12 protein-coding genes are annotated in these 12,899 nt (G+C 70.8%); 6 read left to right on the forward strand and 6 right to left on the reverse strand.

Annotation, left to right across the window (positions count from 1 at the left end; translation table 11 throughout):
* Positions 1 to 228 precede the first annotated feature (228 nt).
* The 3 genes from ABZU75_RS20535 to ABZU75_RS20545 are packed head-to-tail and all read right to left on the reverse strand — an operon-like array spanning position 229 to position 2,755.
* The gene (locus tag ABZU75_RS20535; protein ID WP_355556319.1) at positions 229 to 804 is read right to left on the reverse strand and encodes an ABATE domain-containing protein; all 576 of its coding nucleotides are present in this window, start codon (positions 802 to 804) and stop codon (positions 229 to 231) included.
* Between the two features lie 60 nt (positions 805 to 864).
* Positions 865 to 1,083, reverse strand: coding sequence for a hypothetical protein (locus ABZU75_RS20540; protein ID WP_355556321.1), 219 nt, complete (start codon positions 1,081 to 1,083; stop codon positions 865 to 867).
* Positions 1,073 to 2,755 (reverse strand): PspC domain-containing protein, encoded by a 1,683-nt coding sequence (locus ABZU75_RS20545; protein WP_355556324.1) that lies wholly within the window; start codon positions 2,753 to 2,755, stop codon positions 1,073 to 1,075. Before ABZU75_RS20545 ends, ABZU75_RS20540 begins: the two co-directional genes overlap by 11 nt.
* 142 nt (positions 2,756 to 2,897) lie before the next feature.
* Here ABZU75_RS20545 and ABZU75_RS20550 point away from each other — a divergent pair, with 142 nt between their 5' ends.
* From ABZU75_RS20550 to ABZU75_RS20570, 5 genes are all read left to right on the forward strand, one after another.
* Positions 2,898 to 4,112 carry a PspC domain-containing protein gene (locus ABZU75_RS20550; RefSeq protein WP_355556327.1) on the forward strand — a complete coding sequence of 405 codons (1,215 nt, stop codon included), beginning with the start codon at positions 2,898 to 2,900 and terminating at the stop codon, positions 4,110 to 4,112.
* 85 nt (positions 4,113 to 4,197) lie between these two features.
* On the forward strand, positions 4,198 to 4,836 hold the full coding sequence (locus ABZU75_RS20555; RefSeq protein WP_350911572.1) for a response regulator transcription factor: 639 nt from the start codon (positions 4,198 to 4,200) through the stop codon (positions 4,834 to 4,836).
* A 63-nt stretch (positions 4,837 to 4,899) separates the two neighbouring features.
* On the forward strand, positions 4,900 to 6,369 hold the full coding sequence (locus tag ABZU75_RS20560) for a glutamate--cysteine ligase (protein WP_355556331.1): 1,470 nt from the start codon (positions 4,900 to 4,902) through the stop codon (positions 6,367 to 6,369).
* 167 nt (positions 6,370 to 6,536) lie between these two features.
* Positions 6,537 to 6,806: a WhiB family transcriptional regulator gene (locus ABZU75_RS20565; RefSeq protein WP_355556345.1), complete on the forward strand. Its 270-nt coding sequence runs from the start codon at positions 6,537 to 6,539 to the stop codon at positions 6,804 to 6,806.
* 168 nt (positions 6,807 to 6,974) lie between these two features.
* Positions 6,975 to 7,712 carry a CPBP family intramembrane glutamic endopeptidase gene (locus ABZU75_RS20570; RefSeq protein ID WP_355556334.1) on the forward strand — a complete coding sequence of 246 codons (738 nt, stop codon included), beginning with the start codon at positions 6,975 to 6,977 and terminating at the stop codon, positions 7,710 to 7,712.
* A 7-nt stretch (positions 7,713 to 7,719) separates the two neighbouring features.
* Here ABZU75_RS20570 and ABZU75_RS20575 read toward each other — a convergent pair whose 3' ends face one another.
* Together ABZU75_RS20575 and ABZU75_RS20580 are read right to left on the reverse strand one after the other, a co-directional pair.
* A complete protein-coding gene (locus ABZU75_RS20575) occupies positions 7,720 to 8,517 on the reverse strand; it encodes an ABC transporter permease (RefSeq protein WP_355556337.1) in 798 nt (265 codons plus the stop codon).
* A 32-nt stretch (positions 8,518 to 8,549) separates the two neighbouring features.
* Positions 8,550 to 9,269, reverse strand: coding sequence for a PIG-L deacetylase family protein (locus ABZU75_RS20580; RefSeq protein ID WP_355556340.1), 720 nt, complete (start codon positions 9,267 to 9,269; stop codon positions 8,550 to 8,552).
* A gap of 123 nt (positions 9,270 to 9,392) precedes the next feature.
* Here ABZU75_RS20580 and pcrA point away from each other — a divergent pair, with 123 nt between their 5' ends.
* Positions 9,393 to 11,648 carry a DNA helicase PcrA gene (pcrA, locus tag ABZU75_RS20585; protein WP_350956161.1) on the forward strand — a complete coding sequence of 752 codons (2,256 nt, stop codon included), beginning with the start codon at positions 9,393 to 9,395 and terminating at the stop codon, positions 11,646 to 11,648.
* Positions 11,649 to 11,757: 109 nt separating this feature from the next.
* Here the strand turns inward: pcrA and ABZU75_RS20590 are convergent, their stop codons facing one another.
* Positions 11,758 to 12,675 (reverse strand): hypothetical protein, encoded by a 918-nt coding sequence (locus ABZU75_RS20590; RefSeq protein WP_355556343.1) that lies wholly within the window; start codon positions 12,673 to 12,675, stop codon positions 11,758 to 11,760.
* Positions 12,676 to 12,899: the final 224 nt, after the last annotated feature.

Consider the following 12,899-nt stretch of genomic DNA (forward strand, 5'->3'; position numbering starts at 1 on the left):
TAGAAAAATATGGCGTAAATCACTCTTGGTGCGCGGGGTGGGTCCGGATGAGGAGAGCAGCCGGGGGGGAGAGCCCGCCGAATGGACGCGCGACAGGTGGGAGCGGGTAACCACTGGAGGCGACGTCACCTTGGTGTGCGGTCAGGAAAGCGCGACGTTGCCAGGCGTACGGGCAGACGCCACCGGATGCGGCGACATGAGAGGTGGGCCGCCTGGCGCCGGGGTGGGTCAGCCGTTCCGGTGCTGGCGGTAATGGCGGGCGGCTCGGGCCCGGTTGCCGCAGCCGAGCGAGCACCACTCCTGCCGGGCGTGCTCCTTGATGAAATAGAGCACGCAGCGGGGGGCGGGGCAGACGCGGATCTGCTCGCGCCGGGGGCCGGCCAGCAGCTCGATCGCCGACGTCGCGAGGGTGGCCCGGATCCGTTCGGACTCCGTGGCCCCGACGCCCGGGACCGTCCGCGCCCGGGGCGCCTCTCCGGCGGGCCACTCCAGCCGCGGGGCCGAAGGCACGGCCAGTGCCGCGGCGTTGACCAGGTCGAGCGACTCGGCGAAGTCCGGGAGCCGGTGCGCGTCCGCGTCGCTCGCGGCGCCCGGCGCCACGGCCCTGGCGAAGAGCGCCCGTACGGCCTGCCGCAGTTCGACCACTTCGCTCCGCAGTTCCTCAGAGGCGGTGAAATCCGGGGCGATCCCCAGTTCGGCGGCGTGCGCCCGGCCCCACGCGGTCATGCCCTGCACGTCGGAGAGCAGGTCCGTCAGACCGGTCCGCGTCGCGCGAACGGTGCTGACGAACTCCAGGGCTGACATGCTCCGAGCCTAATGCCCGATATGACCTGTTGCTCTGACGTCCGGGCAGCCCCGATCTCCCTAGCTCCGGGTGACCTTGGCCAGGATGGCTACCAGGCCCGCCAAGCCCAGGCCGCTCACCAGGACCGTGAGCATGACCAGCGGCTGGACGGCTGGTCTGCTGATGAAGACGACCCCGATCGCGATGAACAGCATGCCGCTGAGCAGGGCCATCCAGTCGGTGCGGTGTACGCCCCGGGACACGGGCCGCTGTTCGGGCCGGTCGTGCTCAGGCAGCACGGCGCACCTCCACATCCCCGATGCCGGCCTTGATGTTCAGCACGATGGTCGCCACGTCGCCCTTGGGGGGCACCTCGGGCTCCAGGATTCTGTCGTGCCGGATGTCGGCACCCCCCTCCACCGTGTGGTCGATTTTGACATCGCCGAACCTGGTATGGCCCCGCACCTCGACCCTGGCGGTCGCCGGCAGGATCACGCTGATCTCACCGACCGAGAGCGAGACGTCCACGGCGGTCCGCGAACCCGGCGGCAGGGCCACCTCGCTCAGGTCCAGCACCCCGTCGCCCACCCCCACCGAGTAGCTGCGGGCCATCTCGGACAGGCTGGTGGGCTGCCAGTGATAGCTGCCGAACTTCTTCGGCATGCCGCCCAGCATGGGTCCCGCGACCAGGGCGATCGACAGGATGGTGCCGGTCGCGACCAGCCCGGCTCCCCGGCCGAACCAGGCGGCGGCCAGCAGGCCGGCGCCGATGACGACGAGTGCCGCGCCGCCCGCGACCGTCATGTTGACCGGTCCTGAAGCGGACTGGATCGCCACGATGATCCCTCCAACGATCATGGCCAGGAAGATGGTGACGCCCCCGACGAACGATCTGGGCCGCCGCGGCCTGGGCGGCGCTGTCACCGTCGCGCCGTACCCGGACGGCGGGTAAGGGGCGTAGGGGGAGTACGGTTGCTGCCGCTTCCGGGGGTCCAGCGGCTGGTAGGGGCCGTACGGCGAGAAAGGCGCACCGGAGGAGTCGAACGACGGCCTGGCGGGGTGGTACGGCTCCGGTGGGACGTCTCCGCGGGGCGGGGCGGGACGGGGAGGTGCACCCGGAGCAGGCCCGGCGAAGGTCTCGGCGACGGGGTCGGGGACGGGGTCGGGTATGGAGGGCCTGTCCGGGGCGGGCTCGGTGCGGGTCTCCGAGACGGGGGCCGGGGGCGGCCGCTCCGCCGTGGACGCCGGTCCGGCCTCCGTCTCAGTCTCCGTCTCAGTCCCCGTCTCGACCCTCGTCTCAGCTCCCGAGGCGGGCGCGTACCGCTCCGTGACCGTCTCGCCGCCCGGGCGGGCGGCGTACGCCGCGGGGCCCGAGGCCGGCGGCGCGGCGGTGCGGGCGGCCGGATCCTGCTCCCCGACGGGACGCCGGCCGTCGGCGCCGCCCGGCCCGTAGGCGAACGGGTTCGGCCACTGATCGGCCGGGTACGGCGCCCGGCGCCCGCGCAGCCGGTCGGGCAGTGACCTGGCGGCGGCCAGCAGGTCCACCCCGCGGGAGTGGGCGGTGAGCAGGGCGATGGCGAACACCGTGCCGACCACGACCGTGGCGGTGCCGACGCCGTCCGAAGAGATGTTGACGATGAGCCCGAGGGCGAACAGGCCTGCCAGCAGGGTCAGGACCGTCTCGCTGTCGAAGTCGCGCCGGCTCCACTGCTCCACGTAGCCGGGGCCGCCGTTGGCCTCACGCATCAGCAGGAACGCCGCGACGTAGAGCATGATGCCGATCCCCGAGCCGAGCACGAGCACCGCGAAACCCACCCGCAACAGCACTGGGTCAACCCCGGCGTACCGCCCCAGGCCCGCGCAGACGCCGGTCAGCATGCGGCCCTCGTCGCTGCGCCGCAGACCGCGATCCTCTGTGGGGAAGCCGGGCCGCGAGCCGGACGTGGCGCTCGCCGGATCGGTATCGTTCATGTACTTATCGTGGCCTTTCCTCGGCCCGTGCCGCATCCGGGACACCCCTGAGTCGTCCCGGAGGGGAAACGCCTCTCTCAGGGTCGCTTCAGGGGAACGCCTGATGCGCTGGCATGGTGGTTCGTGTGACGATGCTGACGATATGGCTGACCGAACGACAATTCATGACACGGCGCCCGTGACCTCCGAAGACGCGCCTCTCCCTCGGCTGATGAGGCCGGTGGAGGGGCGGCTGGTGGCCGGGGTGGCCCAGGGGGCCGCCGCCCAGCTCCGGCTCGACCCGGTCGTGCTGCGGCTGGCCTTCGTGCTGCTCACCGTCCTGGACGGGTTCGGAGCCGTGGCGTACGCCGCCCTGTGGATGTTCACCCCGCGCGAGCCGTACGAGGGCAGGGAACCCGCCAGGGACTGGAGCCAGCTCGCCGCGTACACCGCGATCGGGCTGGCGCTGCTGGCCCTGGGCTGGCTCACCGGAACCTCGGGGGGCGGGATCGGGGCCTGGCCGATCGCGGTGGGCGGCATCGGCTCGCTGATCCTGTGGCAGCAGGCGGATCCGGACCGGCGGCAGCGCTGGATGACCACCACCGTCGGACAGGTCCGCCAGAACCGGGTCCGCACCGTCGCCGGGCTGGTGCTCGTCATGGTCGGCGCGATCGGTTTCCTGGTGGCCAACGACGAGCTGGTCGAGGCCCGTTCCGGCATCATGTTCACGCTGGTGGTCGTGGGCGGTGTCGCGCTGATCGCGGCCCCCTGGCTGGCGGCCCTGTGGAAGGAGTTGCAGCGCGAGCGCCGCGAGCGCATCCGGCAGGAGGAGCGCGCCGAGGTGGCCGCCCACGTCCACGACTCGGTGCTGCACACGCTGACCCTCATCCAGCGCAACGCCTCCGATTCGCGCGAGGTGATGAGGCTCGCCCGCTCCCAGGAGCGGGAACTGCGCAACTGGCTCTACCAGCCCCAGCAGGACGCCGACGCGTCGGTGGCCGCGGCCGTGCGGCGGGTGGCGGCCGAGGAGGAGGACGCGCACGGGGTGCCGATCGAGGTCGTCTGCGTGGGCGACTGCCCGCTGACCCCCGAGCTGTCCGCGATGGTGCAGGCCGCGAGGCAGGCCATGGTCAACGCCGCGAAATACTCGGGGTCCGAGGTCATCTCCGTCTACGCCGAGGCCGAGCCGGAGGAGATCACCATCTTCGTCAGGGATCGAGGGGTCGGGTTCGACATGGAGGACGTGCCCGAGGATCGTATGGGTATCCGCCAGTCGATCGTCGGCAGGATGGAGCGCCACGGGGGCAGCGCCCGGGTGCGGACCGAGCCCGGCGAGGGTACGGAAGTGATGTTGACCATGAAGCTGGAGAAGGTGTGAGCAGCGAGCGAGCCACGACAGAGCGAGCCCTCGGCCGGGCCGCGCGGTGTGACGGCGGACGGACGCGACCGGCGGGAGGGGCCCGATGAGCGCGGTGAAGGTCCTGATCGTCGACGACCACCGGTTGTTCCGCTCCGGCGTCCGGGCCGAGCTGGGCGACTCCATCGAGGTGCTCGGGGAGGCCGAGGACGTGGAGTCCGCGGTCAGGGCGATCGCCGAACTGGGGCCCGACGTGGTCCTCCTCGACGTGCACATGCCCGGTGGCGGTGGCCAGGAGGTGCTGCGCCGGGTCCTCGGCGCGGGCTCCACGGTCCGCTTCCTCGCCCTGTCGGTCTCCGACGCCGCCGAGGACGTCATCGGTGTGATCCGGGGCGGTGCCCGGGGCTATGTGACCAAGAACATCAGCGGGCGCGAGCTCACCGACGCCATCCGCAGGGTGGCCGACGGGGACGCGGTCTTCTCCCCGAGGCTGGCCGGGTTCGTGCTGGACGCGTTCGCCTCCAGTGAGGCCCCGCCGATCGACCCCGAGCTCGACTCGCTGACCCAGCGCGAGCGCGAGGTGCTGCGGTTGATCGCCAGGGGGTACGCCTACAAGGAGATCGCCAAGGAGCTGTTCATCTCGGTGAAGACCGTGGAGACCCATGTCTCGTCGGTGCTGCGCAAGCTCCAGCTCTCCAACCGTCACGAGCTCTCCCGCTGGGCCACGGCGCGGCGCCTGGTCTGACCGGCCGGCCGGTGAACCGGCCACTCCTGTACGAGCAGTGACTTATGTGCGACTCTGCGAAGTATGGGACGCGACGTACCTGCGATGGTGTTCAGTCGCGAGGACCGGCGGCGCTACCGGGACAAGGTCCGCCGGTGCCTTGACGTCTTCGCGCAGATGCTCCACGAGTCCAGGTTCGAGTTCGACCGGCCCAGGGCCGGGCTGGAGATCGAGCTCAACCTCGTGGACGACCGGGGCGAGGTCGCCATGAAGAACGCCGAGGTGCTGGCGGCCATCGCCCAGCCCGACTGGGCCACCGAGCTCGGCCAGTTCAACGTGGAGATCAACGTCCTGCCCGAGTCCCTGGAGCAGGAGGGCGCGGTCCGGCTGGAGAAGGTGATCAGGGACCGCCTCAACCACGCCGAGGCGCGGGCCCGTACCGTCGGCGGGCACATGATGATGGTCGGCATCCTGCCCACGCTGCGGGAGAGCGACGTCCACGAGGGCACCCTGTCGGCCAACCCCCGCTACAAACTGCTCAACGAGCAGATCTTCGCGGCCAGGGGCGAGGACATGCACCTGTCGATCGAGGGGGAGGATCTCCTCGAGACCTACGCCGACAGCATCACCCCCGAGGCCGCCTGCACGAGCCTCCAGCTCCATCTCCAGGTCAGCCCGGAGACGTTCGCCGCCAACTGGAACGCCGCCCAGGCCATCGCGGGCCCGCAGGTGGCGATGGCGGCCAACTCGCCGTTCCTGTTCGGCCGCAGGCTCTGGCAGGAGACCAGGATCCCGCTGTTCGAGCAGGCCACCGACACCCGCCCGGTGGAGCTGAAGGTCCAGGGGGTGCGGCCCAGGGTGTGGTTCGGCGAACGGTGGATCACCTCGGTCTTCGATCTCTTCGAGGAGAACACCCGCTACTTCCCCGCGCTGCTGCCCCTGTGCGACGAGGCCGACCCGCGCGAGGAGCTGACGCGCGGGATCACCCCCCAGCTCGGCGAGCTGACCCTGCACAACGGCACCGTCTACCGGTGGAACCGGCCGGTCTACGCGGTGGTGGACGGCATCCCGCACCTGCGGGTGGAGAACCGGGTGCTGCCCGCGGGCCCCTCGGTGGCCGACATCGTCGCCAACGCGGTGTTCTACTACGGGCTCATGGGCGTCCTGCCCTACGCCGAACGCCCGGTGTGGACGCGCATGTCGTTCGCCGCGGCCAGGGACAACCTGCACGCCGCCGCCCGGTACGGCCTGGACGCCAGGCTCTTCTGGCCGGGACTCGGCGAGGTGACCGCCTCGGAGCTGATCCTGCGCCGCCTGCTGCCGCTCGCCCACGAGGGGCTCGATCTGTGGGGCGTGGCCCCCGCCGTCAGGGACCGGCTGCTGGGGATCGTCGAGCGGCGCTGCCTGACGGGCAGGAACGGGGCGAGCTGGCAGATCGACGCGGTGAACGCGCTCGGCGACCTCGAAAGACACGAGGCACTGCGCCGGATGACCCTGCGGTACATGGCGAACATGCACACCAACGAGCCGGTCCACGGCTGGCCGACCCTCTGATCGCACCGCCCCCGAGGGCGTGGCGAGCCTCGGTGAGAAGGCAGGTGGAGCGTTCTCCCCGATCCGTCGAGATGAGTACGCGTGAATCCGCCGAGAGGTTGATGTCCCGACGCCGCGATCCACCTAGTCTGAGGGCCGAGCCATCAGGGGGTGATGACGTGCGGGCAATGGTTGAGGAGATCGGCTGGGCCGTGCGAGGTGCCTGCCGCACCAGCGATCCCGAGCTGTTCTTTCCGCTGACCCAGTCGGCCGAGCAGGAGGCGCGGGCGAAGGCGGTCTGCGAGCGGTGCCCGGTCCTCAAGGAGTGCCGGGCGTACGCGGTCCGGGCGGCCGAGCCCGAGGGGATCTGGGGCGGCCTGACCGTGAAGGAACGCCGCGGCCTGCGCTTCCCGGCCGGCTGGCGCCAGGCCGTCACGGATCCGGCCCCGGTCGCGTAGCCTCGAACCGGATTCGAACGGGATCTCCACGGGCTCGGGCGGAAGGACACCGTCCCAGGGGTCGCGGTCCCCGGCACGCGGGGTGTGGAACCGAGGTCCGAGGGGGCTGAAGGGGTGGAGCGGAGGCCGACGCGGGACACCGGTGCCGGGCTTCCACCGGGGGCGTCGGTGGGAGCGGTGACAGGGGCGGTGGCGGTGCTGGTGGGGGCCAACGTGCTCAACAACCGCCTGGCGCCGAGGCTGGCACCGCTGACCTCGGCCGTGGCCACCGGTGCGCTGCTCGTGCTGGCCCGCCGTGCCGGGATCTCCTGGTCCGAGCTGGGGTTCCACCAGCGCTCGCGGGGCCTGCGGATCGGTGGCGCGCTCGCCGCCGCCGTGGCGGGGGCCTACGCCGCGGGCGTGGCGGTCCCGGCCACCCGTCGCCTTTTCCGCGACGAGCGCGCCCTGTCGCTCTCCCGCGCCCGCGCGCTGGAGGAGGCACTGATCCAGGTGCCGGTCGGCACCGTACTGCTGGAGGAGGTCGGCTTCCGCGGGGTGGTGCACGCCCTCGTCGCCCGCTCCCACGGCCACGGCGCGGCGACCGCCGTCTCCTCGATCCTTTTCGGCCTCTGGCACGTTCTCCCCGCTGTGGACATGACGGCCGCCAACCCCGCCCTGAGCCGTCTGGCCTCCGGGGAGGCCGCCGGCGGCGGCTCCGGCGCGCCCGGATGGCAGGCGACGCGCGTCGCGGCCGGTTCCGTGGTCGCGACGGGCCTCGCCGGGGTGCTCTTCACCGAGCTGCGCAGGCGGGGCGGCCTGGCCGCGCCCGCGATGTTCCACGTCGCGACCAACTCCCTGGGCTACTTGTTCGCCCGCCTGGCCCCGCCGGACCCCGCGTCCCGGGAGGCTCCCGCCCCGAACCGCTGACCCGCTCCTACTTCCTTCGCCTGCCCGGTCTCCACACCGGTTCACGGGTGCGCGAGCCGGGCGACGGCTCGTGGGCGCCGAAGCGGCCGCGGGCGGCGAGTTCGATCGTGACGACCACGGCCACCGCCTCCGCGGCCAGCAGCGCGACCAGCACGACGAGCTGTACCACTCCGGCCTGGAGCGGATTGGCCCCGCCCAGGAGCATCCCCACGAAGGCGCCGGGCAGTGTGACCAGGCCCACGGTTCTCGTCTGGTCCAGCGCGGGCACCAGGGCCTGCGCCGCGGGCGGCCGGCAGATCTCCAGTGCCGCGTCCCGGTCCGAGAAGCCCAGGGAGAGCGCCGCCTCCACCTCGCCCCGCCGGTGGGCGAGCTCGTCCAGGGCCCGCCGTCCCGCGAGTGCCGTGGCCGTCAGGCACCCGCCGAGCAGGATGCCCGCGATCGGGATCAGTGTGATGCCCCGCGGCGGGACGATGCCGCCGCCGAACAGCAGCGCCAGCACCGGCAGGGTCCCGGCCGCGATGGGCACCGCGGCCCACCCGGCGGCGCGGCCCGAGGTGATCCTGCGTCCCGCGGTCAGGCTCGCCACCCCGTACATGATCAGCACGAAGACCGCCACCACGGGCACCCGTTCGACCGCCCACACGATGACGAGCGAGACCGCGACGAGTTGGACGGCGGCGCGCAGGGAGGCCATGAGTATCCCGGGTGCGTGCCCGAGGTGGCCGAACCAGGCGACGGCGGCGGCTCCGACGGCCAGCAGGACGATGACGGCGGCGGTGGCGAACGACAGGTCGATGGTGTTCAAGGGGCGCGGTGTCCTTGTGGCCTCATGCGAGGTCAGGCGGTGGGGACCCGCTGGAAGGACTCGACGTAGCGGCCCTCGCCGAAGCCCGCCTCGACGGCTCGCTGGGAGAAGCGGTCCCGCAGGAAGCTCTCGAAGTCCTCCAGGTGGCCGACCTGGCTGACGTGGGCGCGCAGCGCGGCCAGCTTGCGGTCGAAGGCGTCGGTGATGTCCACGTGGTGGTCGGCTACCGGGCCGCCGTTCAACCAGACCTCGCGGACGGTCCACGCCTCAAGGCCCTCGTCGAGCAGGAGCGAGGGGAAGGTGTAGGGGTTGCGCGCGTCGGGGTAGACGGCGTCGATGGCGCAGCCGCCGACCGCGCGGTGGTCGGGGTGGCTGGGGGCGATGAACCGGTGGTTGCGCTCGGGGCTGTGGGTGATCACCAGATCGGGCTTGACCTGGCGGATGACCCGGGTGATGTCACGCCGCAACTCCAGGCTCTGCACCACCGTCCCGTCGTGGTAGCCGAGGTAGCGCACATCGGTCACGCCGACGGCCTTGGCGGCGTTGGACTGCTCGGCGCGGCGGAGCTCGGCCATGCCGCCGTTGTCCAGCTCGCGGTCGAAGCCACCCGCGTCGCCGTCGGTGACCACGCAGTACGTCACCTCGACGCCCCGGTCGGTGAATCGCGCGATCGAGCCCGCGGCGGCGAAGTCGACGTCGTCGGGATGTGCGGTGACCGCGAGTACGCGGCTGATCTCGCCTTCGGACAGCATGGGAACCCTTCCGTCTTCTCCGCGTACGTTCGATCGTCACAACCGCAGCGGGGTCCGCCCACATTCCTTTACGACCGTTGGACCCGGTTGTCGGCCAGTCGTTCTAACCTAGGGGACGTGTCGATCCCAGCCTCCTCTCTGACCCACCCGTTGCTCGACGGGCTCAACCCTCAGCAGCGCGAGGCCGTCGTGCACCACGGCAGCCCCCTGCTCATCGTCGCGGGCGCGGGTTCCGGCAAGACCCGGGTGCTGACCCACCGCATCGCCTATCTGCTGGGCGAGCGGGGTGTGCAGCCGCAGGAGATCCTGGCGATCACCTTCACCAACAAGGCCGCACGGGAGATGAAGGACCGGGTCGACAAGCTCATCGGCCCGCGTTCGGCGGCGATGTGGGTGATGACCTTCCACAGCGCGTGCGTGCGGATCCTGCGCCGTGAGGCCAAGCGCCTGGGCTTCCCCTCGGGCTTCTCCATCTACGACCAGGCCGACTCGCAACGCCTGATGGCGATGGTCTGCCGCGAGATGGACCTCGATCCCAAGCGTTACCCGCCGAGGTCCTTCTCCGCCCAGGTCAGCAACTTCAAGAACGAGCTGATCGACTACGAGACGGCGGCCGCCCAGGCCTCCACACACCTGGAGCGCAAGCTCGCCGAGGCGTACCGCAACTACCAGCAGAAGCTCACCGAGGCCGGAGCGATGGACTTCGACGACCTCATCATGCTGACGGTGACGCTGTTCCAGATCTTCCCCGACGTGGCCGAGCACTACCGGCTCCGCTGGCGCCACATCATGGTCGACGAGTACCAGGACACCAACCACGCGCAGTACACCCTGATCCGCGAGCTCGCGGGCCGTCCCGAGCTGCGCACCGCCGACGGAGACCTGGTCAGGGAGGGGGGTGTCGCCCCGGCCGAGCTGTGCGTGGTGGGTGACGCCGACCAGTCGATCTATGCCTTCCGCGGCGCGACGATCCGCAACATCCTGGAGTTCGAGCGCGACTACCCGGAGGCCAGGACGATCCTGCTGGAGCAGAACTACCGCTCCACCCAGACGATCCTGTCCGCCGCCAACGCGGTGATCTCGCGCAACGAGAGCCGCAAACCCAAGAACCTCTGGTCCGACCAGGGGGCCGGGGCGAAGATCATCGGCTATGTCGCCGACAACGAGCACGACGAGGCGATGTTCGTCGCCCAGGAGGTCGACAGGCTCACCGACCACGAGGACGTGGTACCCGGCCAGGTCGCCGTGTTCTACCGGACCAACGCCGCCTCCCGGGTGTTCGAGGAGATCTTCATCAGGACCGGCCTGCCGTACAAGGTGGTGGGCGGGGTGCGCTTCTACGAGCGCAAGGAGGTCCGCGACCTGCTGGCCTACCTGCGCTTCCTGTCCAACCCGAACGACGTGGTGTCGCTGCGCCGCATCCTCAACGTGCCCAAGCGCGGCATCGGCGAGCGGGCCGAGGCGATGGTCGAGGCGTTCGCGAGCAGGGAGCGGATCCCCTACTGGGAGGCGCTCCGCCGGGCGGACGACGCGCCGGGCATGGCCACCCGTTCGCTCAAGGCCATCGCCGAGTTCGTCGATCTGATGGACGAGCTGATGGTGAAGGCCGACGACCTGTCGCCCTCACAGCTGGCCCAGGAGGTGCTGGGGAGCACCGGATACCGTCTGGAGCTCACCGCCTCCAACGACCCGCAGGACGAGAGCCGCCTGGAGAACCTGGACGAGATGATCTCGGTCGCCTCCGAGTTCGAGGAGGCCAACCCCGAGGGCACGCTGGTGGAGTTCCTGGAGCAGATCTCCCTGGTCGCCGATGCCGACCAGATCCCGGCGGCCGACGGGGGCCAGGGCGTGGTGACGCTGATGACGCTGCACACCGCCAAGGGACTTGAGTTCCCCGTGGTGTTCCTCACCGGAATGGAGGACGGGGTCTTCCCGCACATGCGCTCGCTCGGCGAGCCGAAGGAGCTGGAGGAGGAGCGCCGCCTGGCCTACGTCGGCATCACCCGCGCCGAGCAGCGCCTCTATGTCTCCCGGGCCGCCGTCCGCAGTTCCTGGGGTTCGCCCGCGTTCAACCCGGCCTCCCGGTTCGTCGCGGAGATCCCGGCCGATCTGGTCGAGTGGCGCGGCAACCCGGAGAAGAGCGCCTGGAGCGCCGCCACCCGCCGCGACTCCCGCCCCGCCCCGGTCAGGAAGTCCGAGGGCAGGCAGATCCCCAACCTGGCCCCCGGCGACCGGGTCACCCACGACAAGTTCGGCCTGGGCACCGTGGTGTCCGTGGACGGCGTCGCCGAGAAGACCAAGGCCAAGATCGACTTCGGTGGCGGAGTGGGGGAGAAGGTCCTGCTGCTGGCGTACGCGAAACAACTGGAGAAACTCTGAGATCTCCGGAGCGTCCGGTGGCCCCCTGCCGCCGGTTCCGGACTCGGGGGAAGGGGAAGGGCACGGCGGCCGCCGCTCGCCGTGCCCTTCCCGCGCTCCGATTCCCGGATCAGTTCGTGAGGAGTTCCCTGATGGGGTCCTCGGGCTGGTCGGCGCCGACGGTGAGCTCGTCGAAGTCGGCCACCTGGTCGGCGGGCGGTGCCTTGACGGTGACCTTGGTGCCCCAGCCGGTGTAGCGGGTGTCGTTGACGTAGGTCAGCTCGGTGCTGTTGAGGCCCCGGGTGGACTCGGTGTACGACGACACGATCCGGCGGACCAGCTGGTCGGAGCCGATGTAGATCTTCCAGGTCACCGGGAGGGTGGCGGACCTGCCGGTGGGCTTCGTGCCCAGCATCGCGCGTACCGAGGGGGAGACCTTGAAGAGCTCGCCCAGCGTGATCGTGCCCGAGTGGACGGTGGTCCGGGTGCCGTCCCAGGTCCCGCCGGGGCGCCTGGCGCCGGTGTGGGCCAGGGTCGCCTTCAGCGTTCCCGGCTCGACGGTGCTGATGATCTGCTGGACGGGGCTGACCAGGACCAGCCCTCCGCCGGGGACGCGCAGCCACTTCTTGCCCTCGGGCATGGAGTCGGCGAAGAAACCGCCCGAGGTGTAGGAGACGTTCTTCAGCGAGATCGTCCGCGATGGGGTGAACAGGCCCTTGAACTCGCCGTCCTGGGTGGGCAGGTTGAACTTGGTGGTCAGATCCGAGGCGACCAGACCCGACTTGCCGAACTCCAGCACGCCGTTACGCCTGGTGAAGATCGTCCGCTGCTTCTTGCCCGCACCGACGATCTTCGTGTTCTCGGTGAGCTTCACGCCCCTGTGGGTTCTGAACTGGCGCTTCAGCGCCGAGACCGGGTCGGACTTCGCGGCCTGGGCGGTCTTCGTGGTCTGAGCGGTCTGGGCGCTCGCCGGGGCGACGGTCACCAGCGTGGGAACCATCAGGGCCGCCACGGTGGCGCCGGTCAGGGCGGCGATCGTTCGCCTCATTGGGGTCCTTCCGTATGTGTCCTCGCGTCGTCGCGGAGGGGGAAGAAGATTCTTCCCTATATGCCGAAATATTGGATCAAGAATCACCGGGCCCCGCACGGCTGAGGGAAACCGGCGCCCGGTGGGCGAAGCGCGGCCGTGCCCGGCAGGTTGCACCTGCCCGGGCCCGCGGGGCCGGGGGGGGGGGGGTGAGGGGGGGAAGAAAAAAATAAAGTAAAAAAAAC

Origin of the sequence: Streptosporangium sp. NPDC005286, assembly GCF_040607515.1 — a bacterium.
GTDB lineage: Bacteria > Actinomycetota > Actinomycetes > Streptosporangiales > Streptosporangiaceae > Streptosporangium.

Bases quoted from the DNA above. Each gene is read 5' to 3' on its own strand.
- ABZU75_RS20580 (WP_355556340.1), bottom strand. From the start codon at position 9,269: ATGCTGTCCGAAGGCGAGATCAGCCGCGTACTCGCGGTCACCGCACAT.
- ABZU75_RS20560 (WP_355556331.1), top strand. From the start codon at position 4,900: ATGGGACGCGACGTACCTGCGATGGTGTTCAGTCGCGAGGACCGGCGG.
- ABZU75_RS20555 (WP_350911572.1), top strand. From the start codon at position 4,198: ATGAGCGCGGTGAAGGTCCTGATCGTCGACGACCACCGGTTGTTCCGC.
- ABZU75_RS20550 (WP_355556327.1), top strand. From the start codon at position 2,898: ATGGCTGACCGAACGACAATTCATGACACGGCGCCCGTGACCTCCGAA.
- ABZU75_RS20535 (WP_355556319.1), bottom strand. From the start codon at position 804: ATGTCAGCCCTGGAGTTCGTCAGCACCGTTCGCGCGACGCGGACCGGT.
- ABZU75_RS20545 (WP_355556324.1), bottom strand. From the start codon at position 2,755: ATGAACGATACCGATCCGGCGAGCGCCACGTCCGGCTCGCGGCCCGGC.
- ABZU75_RS20590 (WP_355556343.1), bottom strand. From the start codon at position 12,675: ATGAGGCGAACGATCGCCGCCCTGACCGGCGCCACCGTGGCGGCCCTG.
- ABZU75_RS20565 (WP_355556345.1), top strand. From the start codon at position 6,537: ATGGTTGAGGAGATCGGCTGGGCCGTGCGAGGTGCCTGCCGCACCAGC.